Origin of the sequence: Pseudoalteromonas sp. Cn5-37 (assembly GCF_021532495.1) — a bacterium.
In the GTDB taxonomy this organism is placed as follows: domain Bacteria; phylum Pseudomonadota; class Gammaproteobacteria; order Enterobacterales; family Alteromonadaceae; genus Pseudoalteromonas; species Pseudoalteromonas simplex.
In genome coordinates, this window is record NZ_JAKGBA010000010.1 from 105,352 (window position 1) to 130,072 (window position 24,721).

The following is a 24,721-nucleotide window of genomic DNA, read 5'->3' on the forward strand; positions in this document are numbered from 1 at the left end:
GTTCTACGCATGTTGCTCTGCTTGCGTAGCTGCTTTTTCTTTACGACGTTGGACAATATAGTCTTTCAGTGGGAACAACAACACTAAGATCGAAATCACAAAAATACTCAGTGTTAATGGGCGGTCCCATAAAAAGCTCAGCGAGCCATCTGAAATCATCATGGCACGGCGGAAGTTTCGCTCAATCATATCACCGAGGATAAAGCCAAGTAATAAAGGTGCCATCGGGAAAGCTAACAATCGAAGCACCAAGGCCACCAGCGCAAAGCCCACCATCATAAATAAATCAAAGGTGTTAAATGACACTAAATACACACCAATTAAGCTGAAGAATAAAATCATCACGGTCAGCACAGATTTAGGCATTGCCAACACTTTAGCGAAATATGGGATCAACGGCAGATTCAAAATCAGCAGTACAATGTTGCCAAAGTACATACTGACAATGACAGCCCAAAACACGCTTGGGTTTTCTTGCATTAACATAGGGCCCGGCTGAATACCGTAAGCAATTAATGCCCCTAACATGATCGCTGTTGTACCAGAGCCTGGAATACCTAAAGTCAGTAATGGTACAAATGAGCCAGTACAAGCTGCATTATTAGCCGACTCAGGCGCCGCTAAGCCACGCATCGAACCCTTACCAAATTTATCTTTCAGCGCTTTTGGAGCAAGGTTACGCTCAGTAGCGTAGGCCATAAAGCTGGCAATGGTTGCCCCTGCGCCCGGTAAAACACCGACAATAAAACCAAGTAAAGATGAGCGGCCAACCACAGGAGCCATGTCTTTTACTTCTTCTTTAGTCAGTTTTGTTGAACCAATTTTTGGCGTATCAGGATCATCAATTTTTTTATCTGGCTCAGCTTCTGGGCGCGCCACATTAATCAGTGCCTCAGCCAACGCAAACGTTGCCATTGCTACTAATAAAAAGCTAATACCATCTAATAAATCAGCTTGGCCAAAAGTAAAGCGCTCGGTACCTGAAGAGGGATCAATACCTACCGTTGCCAGCATTAAGCCAAATACCGTCATCATCATAGCTTTTAAAAATTGCCCTTTATTAGAGAACGCAGCAATCGCCGTTAAGCCTAAAAACATCAGTACAACATAATCAGGCGATTGGAAACTTAATGACACTTTCGCTAATAATGGCGCAGCCACCATCAATAAAATGGCGCCAATGGTCCCGCCTATAAAGGATGAATAAGCTGCAATCGCAAGGGCTTTACCAGCCTTACCTTGTTTTGCTAGTGGGTAACCATCAAACGATGACGCTACTGTCCCCGCTACACCCGGCGCATTAATCAAAATAGAAGAAGTAGAGCCACCGAATATAGCCCCGTAGTAAACACCGGCCATTAAAATCATGCCCGAATCAGCACCGATGCTGTAAGTGATCGGGATCATCAACGCAATTGCAGTAATTGGACCAAGACCAGGTAGCATACCAATGAACGTGCCAACAAAGCAGCCAACAATCACATATAACAAGTTGTTCCAGTCGAGTACGGTCGACAAACCTAACATAATTCCATCAAGCATAACTTAACTCCACAGATTGCCAGGTACTAAGTAAATGCCCAGTACTTGTGTCATTAAAAACCAAAAAACCACGGCCACAGGCACAGAAGCAAACAACAACACTGCCTTACGGCGTTCGCCCATAATAAAAAAGCCCGTAATTAAAAAGGCACTGGTGGCAATTAAAAAGCCGAACGGTTCAAGCATGGCGCTATAAGCAACCATTAATACCAACAGTGCAAAGGTACGTAGTAAGTTACCCTTACTGAGTAGCTCTGCTTTTTCTACAGGTGCTTGCTTTAATAAGTTGGCACCAATCGATAGTACACACACCACGATACCGAATACTGCATACACTTTTGGTAAGGTTGCAGAAGTAACGCTTTCGTACTCTTCAAATGGCATAAGTGGAATTTGCCAAGCCACAAGGGCGTAGAGGGTAAAGAGGACCAAGAATAAACTTGGTCCAATTAGTTCACGGTTTAACATCGTCTAACCTTAGCCTCGGATAAAACCAAGTTCTTTCATTACAACGCGTAATTGCGCTTCTTGCTGCTCAAGCGATTTAATAAACGCTTCTTTTTCTTGAAATAGATTTAGCCAACCATTGCGGGCACGAACCGCTTCCCATTCAGGGGTTTGTTGCAACTTACGTAGCTTTTCTGTGTACTCGGCAAGTTTGTCTGCTGGTAAATCTGGGGTTGCAAAAAAGCCGCGCCAGTTTACGAACTCCATGTCGTAACCTAGCGACTTTAAGGTTGGAATTGCTGGGTAATCTGGCAATTTATCTGCAGAAGTCACCGCTAAAATACGTGCCTGACCACCATTAGCGACTTCGAGTGCTTCACTTAAGCCTGTTGAAAGTAAGTTGACCTCACCCGACAGTAAACCAGCTTTCGCTTTACCACCGGCATCGTAAGGAATGTAACGTAATCGACGACCATCAAGACCCGCCGCTTTCACCGCTTGTGCAGCCACTAAGTGATCCATGCTGCCGCGCGCAGAGCCACCTGCTACTTTTACAGAGCCTGGGTCTTTTTTCATGGCATCAATAACGTCTTGCCATGTTTTAAATGGTGAGTCATTACGCACAACAAACGCACCATAATCAGCAATCATGCTGGCAACTGGTGTTAAATCGCGATAGCTGTAAGGAATTTTGCCTGATAATGCGCGCAGTACGATAGGCGTTGAGTTAACCATCAACATATCGCCTTTTTTAGTGCCCGACTCAATCAAGTAAGCAATTGCACGGCCACCGCCGCCGCCCGACATATTCTGAAATGATGCATTATCTTCAATGCCCGCTTTGACCATTGCTTCACCGACACCACGTGCTGTAGTATCCCAACCGCCGCCTGGGCCACCCGGTACCAAAAAGTGTAAGTTTGCTAATGCCAGTGGGCTGGCTACTAATAATGAAGCTGCTAAAACAGATCTTTTTAATGATTTAAACATAGTCATAATGCACGACTCCTAAAATAAGTACTGCATACGAGCACTGATGCCCATACCTGAATCTTCATCACCTACCAGCGTAGAAGCACCGGCACCATCAACATCGCTGTAAATCAAGTTGCCCATAAATTTGATATCGCTGCTTAGATAATAAGATGTGCCTAATGTGTAAGTGGTTACGTCGGTACCTTGCTGTTTGCTGCTAGCGTTCATTTGTGACACACGGGCAACAAGTTCCCATGCATCTTTAATTCCTTTCGGTTGTACAAATAATGCTGAGCCTGCTTTGTAATGGCGCTGCTCACCACCTAAGAAGTAACTTGCCGAAACATGGAAGCCATCAAAACGTTCACCATCAAGTTCGTTGCTACTATCGACCGTATCAAGGTAACGGCTGGCATATTCAGCCTCTAGAGTGAATGCATTCGCTTGGTAGGCAAATTCAAGACCGCTTTGCGACATGCTATTTAGCGCTGCGGTTTCACCACCGACTGCGTAATCCACTAAGCGAACATTGGTTTCACGCACTTCACCACGGGCAAAACGAGCGCTTAAATCATTGTCGCCCATGTCACGATAAGAGTGCCAAGCACCTAAATGAATCACATCACCCGGCGCTGCACTAGACCAGGTTAAGCGACCTGTTACAGCCAATGTCAGTTTGTCATCTTCGTCATGGCCTGAGGCACCAAACGCATCATTTTTGTAAACACCCACGGCGTAACGTAAGCCTGAATCTTTAAAGTATTGATAAGCCGAGATACCCCAGCGGAAGAAAGGTGAGAAGGTGTTAGCAAGGGTGCTACGCTCAATGGTATTAATGTGTTTAGAGCTAGTTAGCGCATTGAGCGACATGTCTTCACGGATTTTACCGGCTTTTACTTTTAAGCCGTTGTCGAATGCATAACGTACCCGCGCTAACACGATTTCAGCCGTGCCTTCAGAAAATTCGAGTAGTAATTTGTGATCCCAGTTACCATGTTCACTTTCAACATAAGTACGGATACGACGTGGGAAGAAGTCGCTGCCTCCAGCGCCATCATTGTCGGCATTGTAAGCACCGTCGAAATAGTTGTAATCAAGTTGCACGCGACCACCAAATTCTAGGTTGAAGCCGCTAGATGTTTTTAATGAATCCACTTCTTTTTGAAGTGCATCGAGTTGTTGCTGTAGTTGTTCAGTGTCGCTTTGTGCGAATGCTGATGTACTTGCTAATGCCGCTGCAACGGCTAAAGCGAGCTGTGTGTTACTTGCTTTCATGAATTACTCCACACCAGATTATAATTATTTGTTGTCGTTGATCGGCCTACTGCAAATGGCGATCTGGTTTGGAGCATAGTGTTAACGATAGATTAACGAAATGTTTAGGGGGTAAGTTGCATTGATGGTGATAAATGGCTTTTTGTTCATAAAACCCATGAACAAAAAGCACATTACTGGGGGCTAGTATAAAATCTAGGCTAATTAGCTGCTTAAAAATCGCAAAACTAGCTAAAAGTCATCTCAGGAATGTCTTCAGAGACAATAAGTTTGCCCTGTGTCTTAGCAATAATCTCATCAACCGAAACACCCGGAGCACGCTCTAATAAATGAAATGCACCGTCTTTAATTTCTAAAAGTGCCAAATCGGTGATCACTTTATTGATACAACCAACACCCGTTAACGGCAAACTGCATTCGGTCAGCAGTTTTGATTCGCCATGCTTATTGGCATGGGTCATAGTACAAATAATGTTTTTAGCACCGGCTACTAAATCCATCGCACCACCCATGCCTTTAACCAACTTTTTCGGGATCATCCAACTGGCAATGTTGCCGTTTTGGTCCACTTCAAACGCACCCAGCACGGTTAAATCAACGTGCCCACCGCGGATCATGGCAAAGCTTTCTGCGGAGCTAAATATAGCCGCCCCCGTTGCAGCGGTGACCGTTTCTTTACCTGCGTTAATCATATCGGCATCAACTTGGTCTGCACTTGGGTATGGCCCCATACCGAGTAAACCATTTTCTGATTGCAGCATCACTTCGATGCCATCAGGGACATAATTAGCGACCAAGGTTGGAATACCTATGCCTAAGTTAACGTAGTAACCATCCTGTAGTTCCATCGCCACGCGTTTAGCGATTTGTTCTCGTGATAATGCCATCAGCGTGCTCCTTATTGATTCTCTTGCTTAGTGGTAACTTTCTCGATGCGCTTTTCAAATTCACCTTTAATCACTCGGTCAATATAGATACCCGGCGTGTGAATTTGGCTTGGCTCTAGCTCCCCTGGCTCAACAATTTCTTCAACTTCAAGAACCGTAATTTTGCCAGCGGTTGCTGCCATCGGATTAAAGTTCATCGCCGTATGACGATAAATGCAGTTACCATAACGATCTGCTTTCCACGCTTTAACTATCGCAAAGTCGCCAGTAATGCTTGGCTCCAATAAATAGTCACGACCATTAATATTGCGGGTTTCTTTACCGTCAGCCACCGGTGTACCGACACCCGTTGCGGTATAAAATGCAGGAATACCCGCGCCGCCAGCACGCATTTTTTCAGCTAAGGTGCCTTGCGGTGTCAGCTCAACTTCTAGTTCACCATTTAATAGTTGCTGCTCAAATAACGCGTTTTCACCAACGTAAGAGGCAACCATCTTGCTGATTTGCTTGTCTTCAAGTAGCACCCCTAAACCAAAACCATCAACACCACAGTTATTCGATACCACGGTTAAATCTCGGGTGCCTTGACGTTTAATTTGCGCAATCAAGCCTTCAGGAATACCGCATAAGCCAAATCCACCGGCTATCACTGTCATGCCATCTTCAAGGCCAGCCATTGCTTCGCTATAACTTGTAACTACTTTATCAAAACCTGCCATTGGCTCCTCCTATTGTGCAGTCCAACCGCCATCAATGGCGATTGCTTGGGCGGTAATATTGCGTGCTGCATCGGCCATTAAAAAGCTAACGGTATGCAGGATCTCATCTAAGCCGATAAATGCTTTTTTCGGCATCGGTGCTAGCATAATTGTGTCGATCACTTGTTGCTCTGAAATGCCATGCTCTTTGGCTTGCGAGGCAATTTGTTGCTCCACAAGCGGCGTTTTTACATACGCTGGGCACACAGTATTAATCGTGATGTTGGCATCGCCCGTTTCGAGTGCCATGGTTTTAGCAAAACCGATTAAGCCATGTTTTGCAGCGATATAAGCCGACTTATATTTAGACGCCACCATGGCATGAATTGAGCCAATATTAATGATGCGACCAAAATCTTGCTCACGCATGCGAGGGAGTACCGCCTTGGTCATCATCGCCGGGCCAACGAGCATAACTTGCTGTAAAAACTGCCACTTATCAGCAGGAAAATCTTCAAGCTTCGCAACGTGCTGAATACCCGCATTATTAATAAGTACATCAATTGGCTGATTAAGCTCAGTGAAAAACTGCTCTATTGCATCACTGTCTGCCACATTAAGCGCATACCCTTCGGCGCTACCACCTTGCTCAACAATGCCTGCCGCCGCTTGTTGTGCAGCTTGCTGATTTAAATCAGTCACAATAATAGTGTGACCTTGCATCGCCAGTTGCTGGGCAACATATAGACCAATACCACTGGCTGCACCGGTAATTAAAACTGTTTTGCTCATCGGGCTACTCCTCTAAAAACTCACTGATAAGCTGCGCTTTCGGGGCGATTGAGAAAATACCATCAAGGTGTCCCCAGCCCCCTTCAATTTCTGAAATCTCAACGTCTTTACCTGCCGCTTTCATGGTGTCAAAAACGGTGCGCATGTTTTCAGGGCGAAGCAGTAAGTCGTTCGTTGCGGGTAGTAATAATGTTTTGGCAGAGACATTTTTAAGTGCCGTTGTTAAATCGCTTTGCATACCAGCGGTAAATAATTGTGATGCCCGGACCAAATAAAGTACATGGTTGGCATCTTGGGTTTTAGCTCGTGCCATTGCGCGCTGAGCGAGTACTTGGTTTAACTTAGGCAAGGTACGAATATCTTTTAATGCACCTTCATCCAATACATTAAAGTCAGGGAAGCTCGCGTTGTAAATAATTGGATGCATCGCATCTTGCGTAATATTAAGCATGGTTGCCGCTAAGCCATCTAACGGGCGCTCTTTGCCGTAGTAATTACCTTGCTGCCAGTTTTTATCTAGACGAATTGGTAACGCCCATTTTTCAAGTGCCGCGACTGTCCATGCATCCATCGTTGCAGCGCCAATCACATGAATTAAACGCTCTACTTTATCTGGGTAACGTGTTGCCCACTCAAGTGCTTGAAACGACCCCATTGATGCACCCATCACAGCATGTAATTTAGTGATTCCTAGGCTGTCGAGTAAACGCTTTTGCACATTCACAAAGTCAGTAATCGTAACCACAGGGAAATCCAAACCATAAGGTTTACCTGTTTTTGGATTAGTTGACGCAGGGCCTGTGGTAATGACATTTTCATCATGCCAGTTGGCATTTACTAAAGTATCTGAGCTAATCACATAATATTTATTGGTATCGATAGCTTTACCTGGGCCGATAATCGCATCCCAATAACCCGGTAGGGCATCATCTGCTTTATATTTACCTGCGGCATGAGAAGTACCAGAGAAGTAATGAGTGATTAAAATCACGTTATCTTTATTGGCGTTTAGTTTACCGTAGCTTTCCCAGCCAATATCCACTTGCTCTAACGTCACACCAGACACGGTGGTAAAATCTTTTGTCGTAAAATGCTGTTTTTCCACCAGCATGGTGTCGGCTTTGTTTGCAGCGCCAAACGCGGTGCTACTAAATACAACCAGCCATAGCAAAATTATTAATTTGGTTTTCATTGCTGTTCCTTAAAAGAAAATAAAGAGTCCGAGTGCCAATGCGACACCGATAAGCGGAATGACCGCAGTCAGCGCTGCCATTGACCAATACGCTCGTTGATGCGTTTCTTTACAGATAGCGCGTATTGTTGTGACCACATAACCATTATGCGGCAAGGTATCGAGGGCTCCAGAGCTAATTGCCACTACTCGGTGCAGTTGTTCAGGGTTTACACCCATGTCTAAATAACCTGGTGCGACAAGGGGTAATGCAATGGCTTGCCCGCCAGAAGCAGAGCCAGTTAAACCAGCAATTACACTAACCGCAACCGCAGCACCAACCAACTCATTCCCCGGCATATGGGTCATCACATCGACAGCGGCGGTAAATGCCGGTGATACTTTCGCCACAGCGCCAAAACCAACCACAGCAGCGGTATTACCGATTGCCACTAAAGCGCCGGTTGTACCAACATTAATAGCGTTACCCATATCGTGAAAATGCTTAAAATTGATAATCACAATACTCAGTACACCACCAAGCAAAGCGACAATAAGCGCGGTTTGCTGCAGTACATCATGTAGCGTAAATGATAAAAGCAGCACCACAATCAGTGGGATCACACCCGTAATTGGATGCGGACGACGACGCTCAATAATGACAGGATCATCATCACGCGCTTCAAAGGTTTCGCCATTAGCAACGGCTTTTTTGATCATCTTGTTCAACCAAAAGTAACCTGCTGTCGCCATGAAAATAGCGACCACTAAGCTCACTTCCCACGCTGCATAGGGTGACGTACCAAGGTGCTTAACCGGGATCCAGTTTTGAATTTCTGGCGAGCCTGCCGAAGTCATGGTAAAGGTCACCGAACCAAATGCCAGCGTTGCTGGAATAAAGCGGCGCGGTAAGTTTGCATCTTTAAACAGACTTAATGCCATTGGATAAACGGAAAACGCAACAATAAAGACGCTCACGCCACCGTAGGTTAGAACAGCACAGGCAATCACAACCGCAAGAACGGCGTGCTTCATACCTAGTTTACCCACAATGTAGCTTGCAACACTGTCTGCAGCACCGGTGTCTTCCATGAATTTACCGAACAACGACCCCAGTAAAAACATAAAAAACCACGCACTTAAGAAGCCTGCAAAGCCATCCATATAGGCGTTAATAAAGTTTGTATCTGCCGATACAGGGAAAATGGCCATGCCACTACTAAGTGCAACTAACAGTGCACAGATTGGCGCAGCGATAAATAAATTTACCCCACGCAGCGTTAAAATGATCAGCAGTATTAAACCGCCTAACAGTCCTATCATGCTCAGCATAGACATTCCTATAATTATTGTTATTACACAGATGAGGTGACATCGGAATAATGCTTTCAGTCTTACCCTAAGCGTTCAAAAAATACATAACACTAAGGTACTATCTGCTTTAAAAATAGCTTAATTGCTTGATAAATAAAGGGCTGTGACGGGTATAGCACTATGGTACTAATTCAATTTTTGCAACTATCTTCTACATTAATTGACAGGTGACACGGGCAAATCTTATTCAGTCTTCGGCAACATCGATGTGAGTGGCCATAAGACTAATGACAACAATAACAAGGAATACAACATGATAAAGCTTAACCCAAAAGTCGCGCCACTTACTCTGGCTGTATCACTTGCTTTGGCAGGTGTCAGTGCTCAAGCGGCAGAACAAGCCGAACCTGCAGCAAAAAAAGGTGAACTTGAACGTATTCAGGTAACAGCACGTAAAACTGTTGAAAATCTGCAAGAAGTGCCAGTCGCAGTCACTTCAATTGGTGCTGAAGAGCTGGCTGAAAATGGCATTGTCGTTATGACCGAAGTTCAGCAGTTCTCGCCAAATACTACCTTGCAAGCAAGCCGTGGTACTAACTCTACAATTACTGCGTTTATTCGTGGTGTAGGTCAGCAAGATCCACTTTGGGGCTATGAGCCAGGTGTAGGTATCTATATTGATGATGTTTATCTTGCTCGCCCTCAAGGTGCCGTGCTTGATCTACTTGATGTTCAACAAATCGAAGTATTACGCGGCCCGCAAGGGACGCTTTACGGTAAAAATACCATTGGTGGTGCCATTAAATACGTCACCAAAGAAATGAGCGGTGATGCAACATTAAATATTCAAGGCACTGTAGGTAGCTATAACCAAAAAGATTTAAAAATCACTGGCCAATTACCGATTGTTGACGAAAAACTTTACGTGGGTTTTGGTTTTGCAACGCTTAACCGTGATGGCTTTGGTGAGTTTTTAACATCGGCTCTTGATAACCAAGACCGCGAAAACTACAACAAAGACGTAACCGCAGCTCGTGTTACACTCGAATACACACCGACTGATGACTTATTCTTCCGCCTCGCGTGGGATAAAACAGAAGACAAATCAAACGCAAAAGGTGGTTACCGTTTACTACCTAGTATTCTTACCGATGCACCAGTTCCAGACAGTGTGTATGACTCATACACCAGCTTACCAACATGGAACAAAGTTGAACTTGAAGGCTACAGCCTAACTGCTCGTTGGGATATGACTGACAGCACTAGCATTAAATATATTGGTTCAAGCCGTGAGAGCTACTCACCAACGAATATCGACTTTGATAACACGTCACTGCAAATTTTCGACGTACCTGCTATTTACGATGATGAGCAAACGACTCACGAGTTGCAGCTAAATCATCAAGGCGATAACTACAAATTGGTTTCAGGTCTTTACTACTATGATGGTGAATCTTGCGGTCAATTTGAGGCTATTTTAGGTATCTTAGGTCAAAGCTTAGGGGCACCAGGCCTAACTCGTGAAGTAAGCGGCTGTAGTAACTCAAACAGTAAAGCAGCGTATATCCAAAGCTCGATTGATTTAACAGATAAATGGTCAATGACACTCGGCGCACGTTACACCAAAGACAAAAAAGAAGCGCAGGTTAACAATGGCCTAATCTTTGACATTGTTTACCCTGAATCAGGTTGGGTACCAGGTTACACTCGCCCAGAAGGTCAGCTTGTACCAACAGTACTCGATGATGAAGAAGAATGGTCACGCTTCACACCACGTGCTGGCGTTGAATACCAGTACAATCGTGACATCATGTTCTTTGCAAGTTATGCGCAAGGCTTTAAGTCAGGTACTTTCAACCCTCGTGCAACCACTGCAGAGCCAGCTGCAAAGCCAGAAATCGTCGATTCATTCGAAATCGGTATGAAGAGTGAGTGGAACAACAACTTACGTGCAAACGTCACGTTATTCACCCTTGACCATAAAGACCGTCAATATATTTCGGTATTACCGGGTGATAGCGCAGCAGATCTGAACCAACGCTTAGGTAACATTGGTGAGTCAACATCAGATGGTATTGAGCTTGAGCTTAACTATGTTGCAACAGAATCACTCAGCTTTGATGCATCAGTGGGTTACATCGATAGTAGCTTTGATAACGTAATTGATTACGACCCAGAAACGGGTGAAGCATTCGATAAATCAGACCGCTTTACGGTATCAAACACACCTGATTTAACCTTTAACCTGGGTGCAACGTACCGCATGTACACAGAAATGGGTGACTTTGTTGTCAATGGTAACTACTACCACAGAGGCGACTACGCGCTATTCGAAGAAGATAGCCTATTAACGCAAGATGCTTACGGTATCTTTAATATGGGTATTACTTGGTACAGCACAGATGGTCACTGGACGGCTGGTCTTTACGGTAAAAACTTAACGGATGAAGAGTACATGATTGGTGGTTACCAGTTCGTAGCACCTGATCCAACAGACCCAACAGATACCAGCAAATACACCCCAGGTTTAGGTGGTGATAATACCCTGATTGGTTACTACGGCGACCCTCGCACTGTAGCCTTCACTGTTGGTTACCGTTTCTAAAATAGAATCTAAATCCTTGTGTGAGAAAGGTTTGTCTGAAACTTCCCCTCAGGCAAACCTTGTTTCAAAAGGCAAAATCACTTATAACATAACGCATTGGAGAATCGAGGGAATGTCTTTAGCTGTGAACACCATAATCGCCGATGATCACCCGTTATTTAGAAGTGCGCTGCGTCAAGCTGCCGCGACATCAGTGCCAGAAGAACATATTAAAGAAACCAGTGACATTGATGGTTTGTTTGCACTGTTAAGCGCTCACCCTGAGATTGAACTGATATTTTTAGACCTTACGATCCCAGGTGCAAATGGCCTGCAAGCCCTTTCGCAACTGCGTAACCACTACCCTGATATCTTGGTAATCATGGTCTCTGCCAATGAGACACCCGCCATAATCAAACAAGCGATGAGCCTTGGCGCTGCTGGCTATATTCCTAAGTCATCTTCTTTAGATGTTATCAGTGAAGCAATTAGCCATGTACTCAACGGCGACACTTGGTTACCACCTGAAGTAGATTTAACCGATGTGGTGATCAACGATGAACAAAGCGAATTTGCTCGTAACCTCGAAAAACTAACCCCCCAGCAATACCGCGTACTAGCGATGATTGCCGACGGTTTATTGAATAAACAAATCGCCTTTGAAATGTCGATTCAAGAAACTACAATCAAACAACATGTGTCAGCGATTTTACGCAAACTCAATGTCTATAACCGCACTCAGGCAGGCATTTTGTTTAACCAGCTTTCGCAGGTTGGCAAAATCGAAGAAAGCTAATTTAAGCATTCACTCCCAGTTTTAAAACTCGCTTTCCCAGTAGTGGGAAAAGCTCGCGTTGCAAAAGATAAAAAGTTACTACTTTTCAACACCTTAACTTTTGGCACAAAACTCGCCTTAGCTATTCCATGATTATTTATATTTCTCAGTATCATGGATTTAGACAGCACACTAAAACGCAAACCTCAGCAATCAAAAGCTAAAAAATGGCTGGCTGTTGCAGCCATTGGCGTATCGGCTCTTGGCGCTTTAATGGTGTATCAATGGACAACCCCCACTGTGGTTGCTGCAAGCCAGCTGCAAATAGCAACCGTAGAACAAGCCGATTTTGTGGTAAAAATACGTGGCTTTGGCCGTTTAAAACCAAAGTATCAACGTTATTTAACCAATACCGACACCGCAATGGTCGAAGCTATCCATGTATACCCCGGCACTATCGTTAAAAAAGACACAGTGATTTTAAGCCTCGTCAACCCACAGCAAGCGCAGCGTTTATCGGTCGCTCGGCTAGAACTTGCTCGCCAAAAAGCCAGTGTTAATGAGCAAAGAATTAACCAGCAAAGTGAACTACTTGAGCGCCAAGCAAATCTCGCCATATTAAAAAGTGAGCTGCAAAGTGCAGAGCTTAGAGTCGATGCTGAAAGCAAACTGATCGAGCAAGGGATTGTTTCAAGCCTCGATTACAAACGAAGCATGCTAAACGTTGCACAGCTTACAGAGCGCGTAAGTATCGAGCAACAACGCCTTGCACAGCTTAAAGAAATGCACTTACAACGTAGCAAAATACAGCAAGAACTATTAAGCCAATTTGAGCTTAATTATCAAGTTGAGCAACAGGCTTTTGATCAGCTGCAAATAACGGCAGGTATCGATGGCATGCTGCAAGAATTGAATGTTGAACTTGGCCAAAACCTCGTGCCGGGTACCCGCCTTGCGGTGGTTGGCTCAAATAAAGCACTCAAAGCAGAGCTAAGCGTTAAGCAAGCAGATGCCGAAAAAGTGGCACTCAATATGGCAGCGAAAGTAAATACTTTTAGCCAAGCAGACCACAGTGAAGTTGATGCCAAAGTCACCCGAATTGACCCTATTGTTACCGATGGCCGAGTTATTATCGAACTTGATTTACAAGGCACACTGCCCGCTAATGCTCGCCCCGATTTAAGCATCGAAGGCTATGTCGTTAGCAACATTATTCCCGATGCATTAACCATTAACGTGCCACAAAAAGCACAAGCACACAGCGAAGCCACGCTGTTTAAACTTAATCCAAATACCCAGTTAGCAACGCCAACCAATATCGAATTTGGTACACTCAGTGACAATCAAATTCAACTTTTGAGCGGTGCCACCGTGGGCGAACAGCTGATCATTTCAGACCTTTCTAAATGGCAGCATTTGGCAACAATAAAAATCGAACAGGACAGTTTATGAAAACCAATACGCTTATCTCATTAAACAAAATCGCCAAAGTTTATTGCGGCCAAAATGTTGAAACCTATGCATTAAAAGACATCAGCCTGAATATTAACCAAGGTGACTATATCTGCATTAGCGGCCCATCTGGCTGTGGTAAATCGACGCTACTGTCATTATTAGGCTTACTCGATAGCCCAACTGCTGGCGACTATTTCATTAAAGAAGTCGACACAAAAACCCTTGATATGGATCAGCAAGCTGAACTTAGAAACCTTCACATTGGTTTTATATTTCAGTCGTTTAACCTAATTGATGAATTATCGGTATTTGACAACGTAGCACTGCCGCTCACTTATCGAGAGCCAGCCATGAGCCCAAGCGAAATTGAGCTTGCTGTAAAACAAGCCCTTGATGAAGTTGAGATGGGCCACCGTGCTCAGCATAAACCAAACCAATTATCAGGTGGTCAGCAACAGCGTATTGCTATTGCCCGCGCATTGGCTGGCAAGCCAAGTATTTTATTGGTGGATGAGCCAACCGGTAACTTAGATTCAAAAAATGGTGATGCCGTCATGGACTTGCTTGATGAGCTGAATAAAAAAGGCACCACCATTTGTATGGTAACCCATGATTTACGTTATGCCGGACGTGCTAAAACGCAACTTAAATTGCTAGATGGTGAAATTGTTTCCTACTCTGAAGCTCGCCAAGCACCTAGCAGCGACAATACTGAGCATGCACTTGAAAGCGCTGAGGTGGTGTAATGAAATTAACCAAAACACGCGCCCAATTTAGCTTGGCGTGGGCATCATTAATGAATGCTCCGGGCTTTGTAACAGCAGTTATCGCAACGCTTGCTTTAACTCTTGCCACCTTGTTTGTGGTGCTTAGCCTTGTTAACAGCTACTTTTTAAAGCCCCTTGATGTGTACGATGAAAGCCGTATGGTGGTGGTTGAGCAATCACTTACTTATGATGACTACGATGCTACCGGCTTTCAAAGCTATCAATCGATGGTGCATTGGCTTAAGCATAATCAAAGCTTTGAACAAAGTATGATGATCAATGCGGGTGAGCAAATCTTTGCAAACCTAGATGGCGAACCGAAAGAGCCTGTGCTGTATGTTGGCGGCAACTATTTTGACTTATTAAACACACCATTTTTAATGGGACAAGGTTTTGACCTTGGAGAAACACTCGAAACTCCTGATGACCGCGTTGTTATCTCTGCTAACTTCTGGCGCAAGCATTACAACAGCGACCCGAACATTATTGGTAAAACACTTTCAGTCATGGCGGGTGAAACCGATTACGTTCACCGTATCGTCGGTGTTGTTGATGACTCATTCAGCCCACCCTACATGTTTAAAGCAAGTGACGTTGAAGTGTGGTTTCCATCCAGTGCGGACCGCCGTTTCTTTCACAATGACGATTGGCAAAGCCCGTGGACAAACACTTTCAAAAACCTAAAACTGATTGCAGTTTTAAAGCCTGGGGTCACCATAGATCAAGTTAAAGTCGATTTAAAACAGCAAATTGATACGGTTAAATCAGAGTGGCTAAACAACGGGGGGATCACCGATGTAAAACCTGAAGTAACCCCGTATCGTGACGTTGAGCTGGGTAATAACGATGACTTAAGCTTAATGATGTTAGCCGGTGCAGTAGGGCTACTGATTATTGCAGTACTTAATGTAAGCACTTTATTCTTCTCGCGCGCTCTTGCTCAACATAAAACCCTCGCTTTGCAGGCGGTGTTAGGTGCAAAACGCAGCACATTATTTAAAAGTATCTTTTTACAGTCACTGATTTTAATGACCTTATCGGTAAGCATTGCGCTGTTTTTATCGGTATGGGGCATACGTTTATTTAAAGTACTAGCAGAAGGCCGACTGCCACTGGTTAATAGCTTGGCCGTGGATAGCACGTTGGTCATTGTTGCCATCATACTGTGTATTGCTCTTGCTTATATTTTCTCTGTAATTACAGCGCGTTTGGTGAATTACAAAACCCTAAATACGCAAATGCAGAACAGTGGTAAAGGCGGGGTTTCACAGGTATCTGGCCGTACAGTGCGTATTTTAATTGGTTCACAAATGTTTGTTGCCGCGCTGCTTGTTAGCTTTTCAGTGATGGTAGTGAGTAAAGCCATGGGCACGATTAACCGCCCACTCGGCAGTGATACCGAAAACCTGTATTTTGCCAACCTGTTCAAGCCAAATAATCAGATGTCATTGGCTGAGCGCTACGAACATATGCTGCAATACAAGCAGGTTTTGCTTGATAGCCAAGGCATTGATGATGTTGCCTTGGGTCACAGCCCAGTATCAGCAAGACAAAATGCCAACACCCTGACTGATGTAAACGGTAAAAGCTCAATTTTCTTCCCTAGTCAGTGGGTAGGGCCTGATTACTTTGCGTTAGTTAACACCAAAATTCTCGCTGGCCGCACCTTTAGCGAACAAGCTATACGTGGTGAAACCAACGAGATACTTGTCTCGGTCAGCGTTGCAGAGAACTTATTACCAGGCCAAGACTATCGAAATATCATCGGCAAGAGCTACCAAGGCTTAGAAGAAAAGATGTATGAAGTGGTGGGTGTAACCGAAGATTTTAATCACCCTAAATACTACGATGAGTCGTTTGGTCGTCATATTTGGTGGCCAGCAACACCGTATAGCTACATGTTTACTATCAAAGCTTCTGAAGGCGTTAAGCTAACAAATAAACAAATACTTAATACGCTAAAAGAAAAGAACAGCGACCTAACCATGTGGCAGTTTAATGACCTGCAACAAGAGTACGACAATTTACTGTATATGAGCCGACTGACCGTGGTTCTATGTAGTACCTTAGCGCTATTTACTCTATTATTAGCAGCAATTGGTATTTTTGGGGTACTAAGCTACAACCTGGGTCTGCGCCGTTATGAGTTTGGTATTCGTATGGCATTAGGTGCAAAAAAAGCACGCTTATTCAAGCTGATGAGTGTTGAAGCTATTATCCCTGTGCTCATTGGCTTTGCGGTTGCTGTGGTAATGATGGGCTTTTACATGTTACAAGGCCAGCTAATGTCTTGGCTGATACTTGATGTAAGACTGCAATTACTTGCTTGGAGTATTACCTTATGTATTGCGCTATTCGCTTGCTTTAGACCTTTGGTTTTACTGCTTAAAGCAAAACCTATGGCCGCACTGCGTAACGATTAACAGCACAAAATGGCAGCTTTAGTTTTAGCTTAAGCTGCCTCAACAGGATAATAAGAAAACATCATGGACAAAATCTTAGTCATAGACGATCAAGCTGATGTACGTCTGGCTGCTACTGTTGCATTACAACAATTGGGCTTACATTGCCTTGAGGCCGAAGGCCCTGAACATGCCCTTGAGTTATTAAAATCAGAGCATATTAGCCTGATTTTGCTCGATATGAACTACAAGCTCGACACCACCTCAGGTGAAGAAGGGTTACGCTTTTTAAAGCAACTAAATCAATTAGGTTCGACCATACCAGTCATTGTCATGACCGCATGGGCCAGCATTGATGTTGCCGTTAAAGCCATGCAATTAGGGGCTGTCGACTTTGTTGAAAAGCCATGGAATAACTTACGCTTAACCGCCGTTGTGCAACAACAACTCAAGCTCAAGCAAAGTAATCACGACAATGCCTGTTTAAAGGCGCTTACCAGTGACACACAGGCCCACTACATAGCCCACTCAGAAATCATGCAACTGTTGCTTGCCAAAGCTGAGCGCGCAGCAAAAACCGATGCCAGTATTTTAATTACCGGCGAAAATGGCACTGGCAAAAGCTTATTGGCACATTATATTCATCAGCATTCACTCAGAGCTGATAAACGCTATGTAAGCGTGAATGTTGGCGCCATTGCGCCAACGCTATTCGAAAGTGAATTATTTGGCCATAAGAAAGGCGCTTTCACTGATGCCAAAGAAGACCGCTTAGGACGGTTTGAAATTGCCGAAGGCGGTACCTTATTTTTAGATGAAATTGCGACTTTAAGCCTTGAGCTACAAAGTAAAATGCTGCGCGTGCTAGAAAGCAAAGAATTCGAAGTGCTTGGCTCAAGCCAAACCAAAACCGCCGATGTTCGCATTATTTCTGCTACCAATAGTGAATTAGCTACGGCCATTGAGCAGGGTGAGTTCCGCCGTGACTTATTATTTAGACTCAATACTATTGAACTGCACATTCCACCGCTTCGCGATAGAAAAGACGACATCGCTCCCTTAGCTGAACACTTATTGTTAGTGCATGGTAAAAAATACCAACGTGCAAATATGGCGCTCAGTGATGATGCTCTAAAGGCGCTAAAAAATTACAGCTGGCCTGGTAATATTCGTGAGCTTAGCCATTGTATTGAACGCGCGGTGATCATGAGCGATAACAACAATATTCAAGCCAATGACCTCATTTTAGATCAACCAAGTTGCGAGCAACCAAATAGCAATGCCGAACAAGCTTTGCCACTATTGCCCCTTGAAGAGCTTGAAAAACAGATGATTCAAAAAGCGCTGCTGCAATTTAATGGCAATGTTATCGCCGCAGGAGAGTTTTTAGGATTAAGTAAATCGGCTATTTATCGTCGCATTGATAAACATCAGCTCGATTTAAAAGAAGTAGAACGCTAAATGAGTAGTAAGTTGTCGTTAGAGCAGCGTATTCGACGCTATTTTTATATGGTTATAGCGGTGCTATTAACGCTTGGCATTGCCCTTTCGCTCAGCTTAAAACTAGATTGGTTTGCCAGTATCAGCCTGTTATTGCCGTTTATTGGGATAAGCGCTTTTGCTTTAATTAAAAGCTACCGTGTGATCACCGATGTGGTTGAACGCTTTGGTCTGCAACTAGATGCATTGGCAAATGACGAAAGTAATAGTTGGCATTTAGCGTCTTACCAAAGTGGACGAGTTGCAGCGCTTAAGCAAGATTTTGCCAAGCTCAGCAATAAAATAGCCAAGAACAAACGCCATTACATGCAAACAGAAGAGTTTGTTTTTGAATTTGCCAGCATGCTGGACTTACCCATCGTCATACTAGACCCCCATGGCTTGATTTACTTTAGCAATAAGGCGTTTATCAACAGTATTAGTCATCGCCAGATTGAAGGTAAATCGGCCAGCGACTTAGGCATTGCCCAGCATGATGGCGAATGGCAACAAAACAGTGACTCACTGTTTAAACAACGCTTTCAAATTTCATCGCAGACTTTTTGGCGGACCGGCAGAAACTTTGAATTACTAACCTTCTTTTCAATTGAGCAACAGCTTCGCGATAACGAACAACTTGTTTGGCAACGTTTAATTCGAGTGTTGAATCATGAAGTACGTAACTCACTCACGCCGATTTATTCAATGAGTCAGTCATTGCAAACCCTTAAGCGCCAAGGACAAATTAGCAGTCACGATGATCTCGCCCAAGATATGCTGCAAGTTATAGAAAAACGCGCTCAACACTTGCTTGATTTTGTAGCCAGTTACAGTGCGTTTGCCAAGCTACCACCCGCACAAAAGCAGGCAATCAGTAGCGAGCAATTAAACACACGTTTAAGCGCTATATTTCCAGAACTAGTGATAAATAGCAGCGAAGAGTTACATATTAATGCCGACTTCGGTCAGCTAGAACAAGCGTTGATCAACCTGATAAAAAATGCTTTTGAAGCTGGCAGCAATTCAGCCCCTACCCTCACTTGGTCAAGACTAGGTGATAACTTAAATATTGCAATTAGCGACCAAGGTTGTGGTATTCAAAACCCCGATAACTTGTTCGTGCCATTTTACTCAACCAAAGCAAATGGCACAGGTATAGGACTTGTGATCACCCGAGAACTTGTGCGTAACCAAGGCTTTGAGTTATCAATAAACTCAAAACCCCTGCAAGGCACAGAAGCTACAATTACGGTGCCCAGCTAACTTATTTTACAAATGTGGCTTTCACACGCTTAGATAAACCTAAATAAAAAGCAAAACTTCAGCGCCATTTTCTAGGCATTTATATGAGCCAAATTAAAAAAGCCCTAAATAGTGAATTTTATTTGGCTCAAGCCGCGAAATTCAGTAATTTGTCATATAAAGCTAAACGTAATTAGAAAATAACAATGAAATGGATGCACTTACAACTTAAGCTACTGGCTGTTTTTTTATTCTTTGTGAGCTGCTTTGCAGCCGCAGAAGAGTATCAAGTTGCGCCCGCAGCTAACTGGGTAAAACAACATAAGTTACTCACCCCTGAGATTCCTCGAGACCAAATACGAGACGGGACTTTCTACCTGATGCTCGACACTCAGCTTCAGGTATCTGAGCAAGCCCCACAGCAACGCTTTAATCGTACTGTAATGCAAGCGGTCAATCAGTCTGGGGTTGATTATATTAGCCAGCTGAATATTGATTTTGACCCAAATTATCAATCTCTTACGCTCAATAGTTTAGGCATTATTCGTGACGGCCAATATATAGATAAACTAAATAGTGCCGAGCTACAGGTGTTACAACGCGAGACTGACTTAGCAAGTCGTATATACAATGGCACCTTAAGCCTAAATGTCATTATTGATGATATGCGGGTCATGGATATTTTAGATTACAGCTATACGGTTTCGGGGAGTAATCCGGTTTATCAGCACTTCAGCACCAAGCGTACACTGAACTGGTCGGTGCCGATAGTGCAGCAATTTATGCGGGTAAAGTGGCAAAAGCCTTCGCCCTTATATATCAACTTTATGAATGGCGAGTCACCAGTTACTAAAACCAAGCTCGATACGGGTTTTGACTACCAAATTAGCCAACACAATGAGCCGACCATTCGCTCCGCAAGCGAAGTACCGCATTGGTATTCACCTTACAAGGAAGTGTATTTTTCTGAAGTAAATAATTGGCAAGAGGTAGTCAATTGGTCGTTACCTTTGTACCAATCAGCCATCGAAGTAAGCCCTGCAATTGAAACAATTGCCCGTCAAATTAAGTTTCAACATGCCGACTTAGAGTCTCAAATTGTGGCTGCCCTGCGCTTTAGCCAAGACGAAGTACGTTATTTGGGCCTAGAAATGGGCACCAACTCGCACCAGCCAACTCCTGCATCAGAAACCTTGGCACTGCGCTATGGCGACTGTAAAGACAAAACCGTCTTGCTCATTTCTTTACTTAAAGCACTCGGCGTAGAGGCTCACCCTGCTTTAGTTAACACTGAAGACAGAAAACGTACTGCTAGCTTACCGGTATCTCCTAGCTTATTTGACCATGTCATTGTCACCTTAGAGCACCAAGGTAAACGTTATTGGCTTGATCCGACCATTTCGTATCAGCGCGGCGATTTAGAAAATTTAGCTCAACCGAACTACGATGTAGCGTTAATAATAAAGCAAGGTGAAACAGGCTTTACGGATATGTTCACTGAGCCTGCCCTAAAACGCATACAGGTTTCTGATAATTATCAGATCCCAGAAGGTATTGATGAGCCAGTTAGTTTCTCAACTCAATATAAATACGGTGACTTTGAAGCAATTAGCCGCCGCAGTTCAATCGCTAAAAACAGCTTAAAAAGCATAGAAGATGATTACCGCGAATATTATCAAGATACCTACAAGGGCTTAAAAACTGCCAAACCTATGCTGGTTGAATCTCCAGAGGACACCGGTCAGCTAATTACCAATGAGCACTATACTATTGATGACTTTTGGCGACCTGAGGGTAATGATTTTCAAAATGACTTTTACGCCAGTGAAATTCAAAACTCAGTTTATAAGCCGGAACAGCGAGAGCGTAACAATGCACCAATGTGGTTTCGTTACCCAAATAATATCGAAACAACCATAAAGGTTACGTTTACGGACTCTAATTGGCAGTTTGATGATGAGCAGGCCACAATCGATAACCCATTTTTTCATCTCGAGAAACGCGTGACATTTAAAGACTCGGTGTTGACCTTATACTTTGATTACAGTGCTAAGCAGGATCATATTCCAGCCGATCAAATAGACCTTTACCTAAGCGAGCGTAAAAAACTCAATAACGCGACCCATTACGGCATCATTAAATACGGCACAAATAGCGCCACAACCACACCAGTAGATGACGAAACCAACTGGTATAGCGTTTTTATTTTAAGTTACTTAGCGGCAATCATCTTTTTCATCGCGGCTTGGCGTTTTGAAGTTCGAAAACGTCCAGAATTTGAAGGTGCGCAGTTTTACCCTGTAAGCAACAGTAAATTTTACCTTTATAGTTTATTCAGCTTGGGCATATTTATTAATTACTGGAGTTATCGCAATTGGAAGTTTATTAAGCAGCAACAAAACAGCCATATGATGCCCATTGCCCGAGGTATTTTTGCGCCTTTATTCTTTTTTGCACTGTTTCTTCAACTTATAAAACATAGCGAACAAACCTTTAACAAAAATAAAATATTACCAACTGCGGTTGCTTTTGTAATTTGGCTAATGATTATTGTATGTGAAATAGCAAGTTCACTAGGTGACTATGGTATGTGGCTATTCTTAATCATTCCTTTATTGTGGCTACCAATTGTTAACTACATTCAAAACCTGAACCAACCTAAAGATGCGTTAGAGTACAACTCAAAATGGCGTGCAAGACAGCTGCTAATTTCTGTATTCGCGACGCCTTTACTACTTTATGGGCTAATTGCTGAATTATACTTATTGCCTAATTCAACCATAGTTACAGGTGACAAACTTTGGTCTTATCAGGTTAACTTTTTAAAGCGTCAAGAGATTATGCCTAGTGATGAAAATGTGGAGTATTTTTATAGCGATGCATTTTTTGATTTCAGAGATGATGGCAATGGCATGACGAAAAATACGCTTTTTAGTTACTGGAAAAATGAACAAGGTGTAATTGAAAAAGATCTGCTCTACTTTAATGAAATAAAAGAAGTGAAAGCAGACTATGCAAAAAGTCCTCTAACAACATCTTCACTTACCGTTATTGATCATGACGGTAATGAGATGCTTTTATTCTTAAGCAATGAAGACGACCTAGATAGACGCTTTGTTGCCAAGGTTAAGCAACGCCTCAAAGAGTCAACCTTAGCAACTGAGCAAAACGCAGATTAAGTCAGTCGCTTAATCATGCGTTTTAAGGCGGGCGCTTTCAGAGGCTTATAAAGCAATGGATAGCCCGCATCGAGCACTAACTCACGTATGCCTTCATCATGATTCGCGGTATTAACGATGGCTGGTAAGCGTGTTAGTGCCGCTTGCTCAATCACTTCAAGTCCCGTTACTCCATCATCAAGCTGATAATCAATAATCAACAATTGCGGCAGGGCTTGACTTGCCTTTAACTGCTCAAGCTCCGCTAAGTTAGTGGCTATTGAAATTTCACAGCCCCAATTTTCGAGTAGCTGCTTTAATGCCTCTAACACGTTGCGGTCGTTATCAAGCAACCAAATACGCAATTGCCCCAGCTCTGTTTCTTGTGATGCTTCAGCGCCTTTCGCTTGCGCAGGCGCAGTACTCACTCTACAAGGCAGGGTAAGGGTAAATTGCGTGCCTTTACCAAGTTCAGACCCCATCACTAAGGGTATTTTAAGTAAGTCACATATACGTTTAGTGATTGCCAACCCTAAGCCTAACCCCTCGGCGCTTGGCTTTGCACCAAGCTGTTTAAACTCTTGGAAAATAGTTTGTTGATCGCTCGATGCAATACCAATCCCTGTGTCTTCAACAATAAAGGATACATGGTCATCGTCGTACTGCATTTTTAAGCGCACTTCACCTTGCTCGGTATAACGAATCGCATTACTCAAAAGGTTACGTAGTACTCGACGTAACAGCGCTTTGTCGGTATGCAAGCGCACATCACAGGTTTCAATAATGAACTTTAAGCCTTTTTCACGGGCAAGGGCTTCGTAGTCATTACGCAGAGGCTCAACCAACGAACTGGCAGCAAACTCGCTCATTTGTACTTTAAATGAGCCCGAATCGAGCTTGGTTAACTCTAAAATACTCGATAACAACTCTTCGGCGCTGCCCAATGAATTCTTAATATTCATCGCCAGCTCTTTAAGTTCGGTGTCTTGGGCTTTTTCATTCATTAAAGAACAAAACAAGCTCGCAGCATTGAAAGGTTGCAGTAAATCATGGCTAGCAGCGGCAAAAAAGCGCGTTTTACTGACCGTTGCTTGCTCCGCCACTTGCTTTGCCATCGACAACTCTTGGTTTGCTTGAGTCAATGCCAAGGTGCGTGCTGCGACTTTTTCTTCAAGGCTAACATTGGCTTCGGTTAACGCTTTTTGTTGTTTTACGAACTCGGTAATGTCGGTATAGGTTGTTACAAAGCCGCCACCGGGGAGTGGGTTACCTTGCATTTCAAACACGCGACCATCATTGTGCGAGCGCTGGTATTTATAAGCGCTGCCTTGGCGTAAATAGGCTAAGCGTTTTTCAACTTCGCTGGTCATGCTCTCGCCGCTAAATAAGCCGCGCTCGGCATTAAAACGAATAATGTCGGCAACCGGGCGGCCTATGTAAAGCGCATCATCTGGGTAGGCGAACATGTTTTTGTAGCCTTGGTTCCAAGCTACCAAGCGCAGCTCACTGTCAACTACACTGATCCCTTGTTGAATGTTTTCGATTGTTGATTGCAGTAAGTCACGATTAAATTTAAGTACTTGGCTTGCTTCATCAACAAACTCGGCAACCTGCTCTAGAGGCTGGCGCTGCTCATTAATTAGATGGTACGCCCCACCCATTAGCTAAACTCATAGTGTTGGCTATTACAGGAGGAAACCATCATGTCAGTTGCAAAAGTCATAGGTATTGATTTAGGTAAATCAACCTTTCACCTAA

Annotated in this window: 17 protein-coding genes and 1 pseudogene; 8 read left to right on the top strand and 10 right to left on the bottom strand. The window is 43.7% G+C overall.

From position 1 onward, the window contains the following. Positions 1 to 3: 3 nt before the first annotated feature. From L1266_RS13475 to L1266_RS13515, 9 genes are all read right to left on the bottom strand, one after another. Complete coding sequence (locus tag L1266_RS13475; protein ID WP_054552331.1) at positions 4 to 1,542, bottom strand: tripartite tricarboxylate transporter permease; 1,539 nt, start codon at positions 1,540 to 1,542, stop codon at positions 4 to 6. Between the two features lie 3 nt (positions 1,543 to 1,545). Next, a complete protein-coding gene (locus L1266_RS13480; RefSeq protein ID WP_235377696.1) occupies positions 1,546 to 2,010 on the bottom strand; it encodes a tripartite tricarboxylate transporter TctB family protein in 465 nt (154 codons plus the stop codon). A gap of 9 nt (positions 2,011 to 2,019) precedes the next feature. Then, complete coding sequence (locus tag L1266_RS13485; protein ID WP_370316435.1) at positions 2,020 to 2,985, bottom strand: Bug family tripartite tricarboxylate transporter substrate binding protein; 966 nt, start codon at positions 2,983 to 2,985, stop codon at positions 2,020 to 2,022. A 12-nt stretch (positions 2,986 to 2,997) separates the two neighbouring features. Then, complete coding sequence (locus L1266_RS13490; protein ID WP_235377697.1) at positions 2,998 to 4,239, bottom strand: OprO/OprP family phosphate-selective porin; 1,242 nt, start codon at positions 4,237 to 4,239, stop codon at positions 2,998 to 3,000. A 227-nt stretch (positions 4,240 to 4,466) separates the two neighbouring features. Continuing rightward, complete coding sequence (locus tag L1266_RS13495; RefSeq protein ID WP_187489540.1) at positions 4,467 to 5,126, bottom strand: CoA transferase subunit B; 660 nt, start codon at positions 5,124 to 5,126, stop codon at positions 4,467 to 4,469. An 11-nt stretch (positions 5,127 to 5,137) separates the two neighbouring features. Then, complete coding sequence (locus L1266_RS13500; RefSeq protein ID WP_063527828.1) at positions 5,138 to 5,845, bottom strand: CoA transferase subunit A; 708 nt, start codon at positions 5,843 to 5,845, stop codon at positions 5,138 to 5,140. Between the two features lie 9 nt (positions 5,846 to 5,854). Next, positions 5,855 to 6,616 (bottom strand): 3-hydroxybutyrate dehydrogenase, encoded by a 762-nt coding sequence (locus tag L1266_RS13505; protein WP_054552326.1) that lies wholly within the window; start codon positions 6,614 to 6,616, stop codon positions 5,855 to 5,857. 4 nt (positions 6,617 to 6,620) lie between these two features. Continuing rightward, positions 6,621 to 7,808 carry an E22 family MetX-like putative esterase gene (locus tag L1266_RS13510; RefSeq protein WP_063527829.1) on the bottom strand — a complete coding sequence of 396 codons (1,188 nt, stop codon included), beginning with the start codon at positions 7,806 to 7,808 and terminating at the stop codon, positions 6,621 to 6,623. Between the two features lie 9 nt (positions 7,809 to 7,817). Then, on the bottom strand, positions 7,818 to 9,119 hold the full coding sequence (locus L1266_RS13515) for a GntP family permease (protein WP_054552324.1): 1,302 nt from the start codon (positions 9,117 to 9,119) through the stop codon (positions 7,818 to 7,820). A 295-nt stretch (positions 9,120 to 9,414) separates the two neighbouring features. Here L1266_RS13515 and L1266_RS13520 point away from each other — a divergent pair, with 295 nt between their 5' ends. The 8 genes from L1266_RS13520 to L1266_RS13555 all read left to right on the top strand — a co-directional run bounded on the left by L1266_RS13520 (position 9,415) and on the right by L1266_RS13555 (position 22,984). Further along, positions 9,415 to 11,706, top strand: coding sequence for a TonB-dependent receptor (locus tag L1266_RS13520; protein WP_166341221.1), 2,292 nt, complete (start codon positions 9,415 to 9,417; stop codon positions 11,704 to 11,706). Between the two features lie 112 nt (positions 11,707 to 11,818). Further along, positions 11,819 to 12,481 carry a response regulator transcription factor gene (locus L1266_RS13525; protein ID WP_054552322.1) on the top strand — a complete coding sequence of 221 codons (663 nt, stop codon included), beginning with the start codon at positions 11,819 to 11,821 and terminating at the stop codon, positions 12,479 to 12,481. Positions 12,482 to 12,634: 153 nt separating this feature from the next. Continuing rightward, a complete protein-coding gene (locus tag L1266_RS13530) occupies positions 12,635 to 13,912 on the top strand; it encodes an HlyD family secretion protein (protein WP_235377698.1) in 1,278 nt (425 codons plus the stop codon). Continuing rightward, positions 13,909 to 14,661, top strand: coding sequence for an ABC transporter ATP-binding protein (locus L1266_RS13535; RefSeq protein ID WP_235377699.1), 753 nt, complete (start codon positions 13,909 to 13,911; stop codon positions 14,659 to 14,661). The genes L1266_RS13530 and L1266_RS13535 overlap by 4 nt, the downstream gene beginning before the upstream one ends. Next, on the top strand, positions 14,661 to 17,105 hold the full coding sequence (locus tag L1266_RS13540; RefSeq protein ID WP_235377700.1) for an ABC transporter permease: 2,445 nt from the start codon (positions 14,661 to 14,663) through the stop codon (positions 17,103 to 17,105). Before L1266_RS13535 ends, L1266_RS13540 begins: the two co-directional genes overlap by 1 nt. 63 nt (positions 17,106 to 17,168) lie before the next feature. Further along, positions 17,169 to 18,545 carry a sigma-54-dependent transcriptional regulator gene (locus L1266_RS13545; protein ID WP_235377701.1) on the top strand — a complete coding sequence of 459 codons (1,377 nt, stop codon included), beginning with the start codon at positions 17,169 to 17,171 and terminating at the stop codon, positions 18,543 to 18,545. Continuing rightward, positions 18,546 to 19,826, top strand: a complete 1,281-nt coding sequence (locus L1266_RS13550; RefSeq protein WP_235377702.1) for a sensor histidine kinase — start codon at positions 18,546 to 18,548, stop codon at positions 19,824 to 19,826. Between the two features lie 185 nt (positions 19,827 to 20,011). After that, positions 20,012 to 22,984 carry a DUF3857 domain-containing transglutaminase family protein gene (locus tag L1266_RS13555; protein WP_209327538.1) on the top strand — a complete coding sequence of 991 codons (2,973 nt, stop codon included), beginning with the start codon at positions 20,012 to 20,014 and terminating at the stop codon, positions 22,982 to 22,984. Here the strand turns inward: L1266_RS13555 and L1266_RS13560 are convergent. Then, positions 22,981 to 24,600, bottom strand: a pseudogene (locus L1266_RS13560) (hybrid sensor histidine kinase/response regulator); the annotation flags it as partial. The gene L1266_RS13555 and the pseudogene L1266_RS13560 overlap by 4 nt on opposite strands. Positions 24,601 to 24,721: the final 121 nt, after the last annotated feature.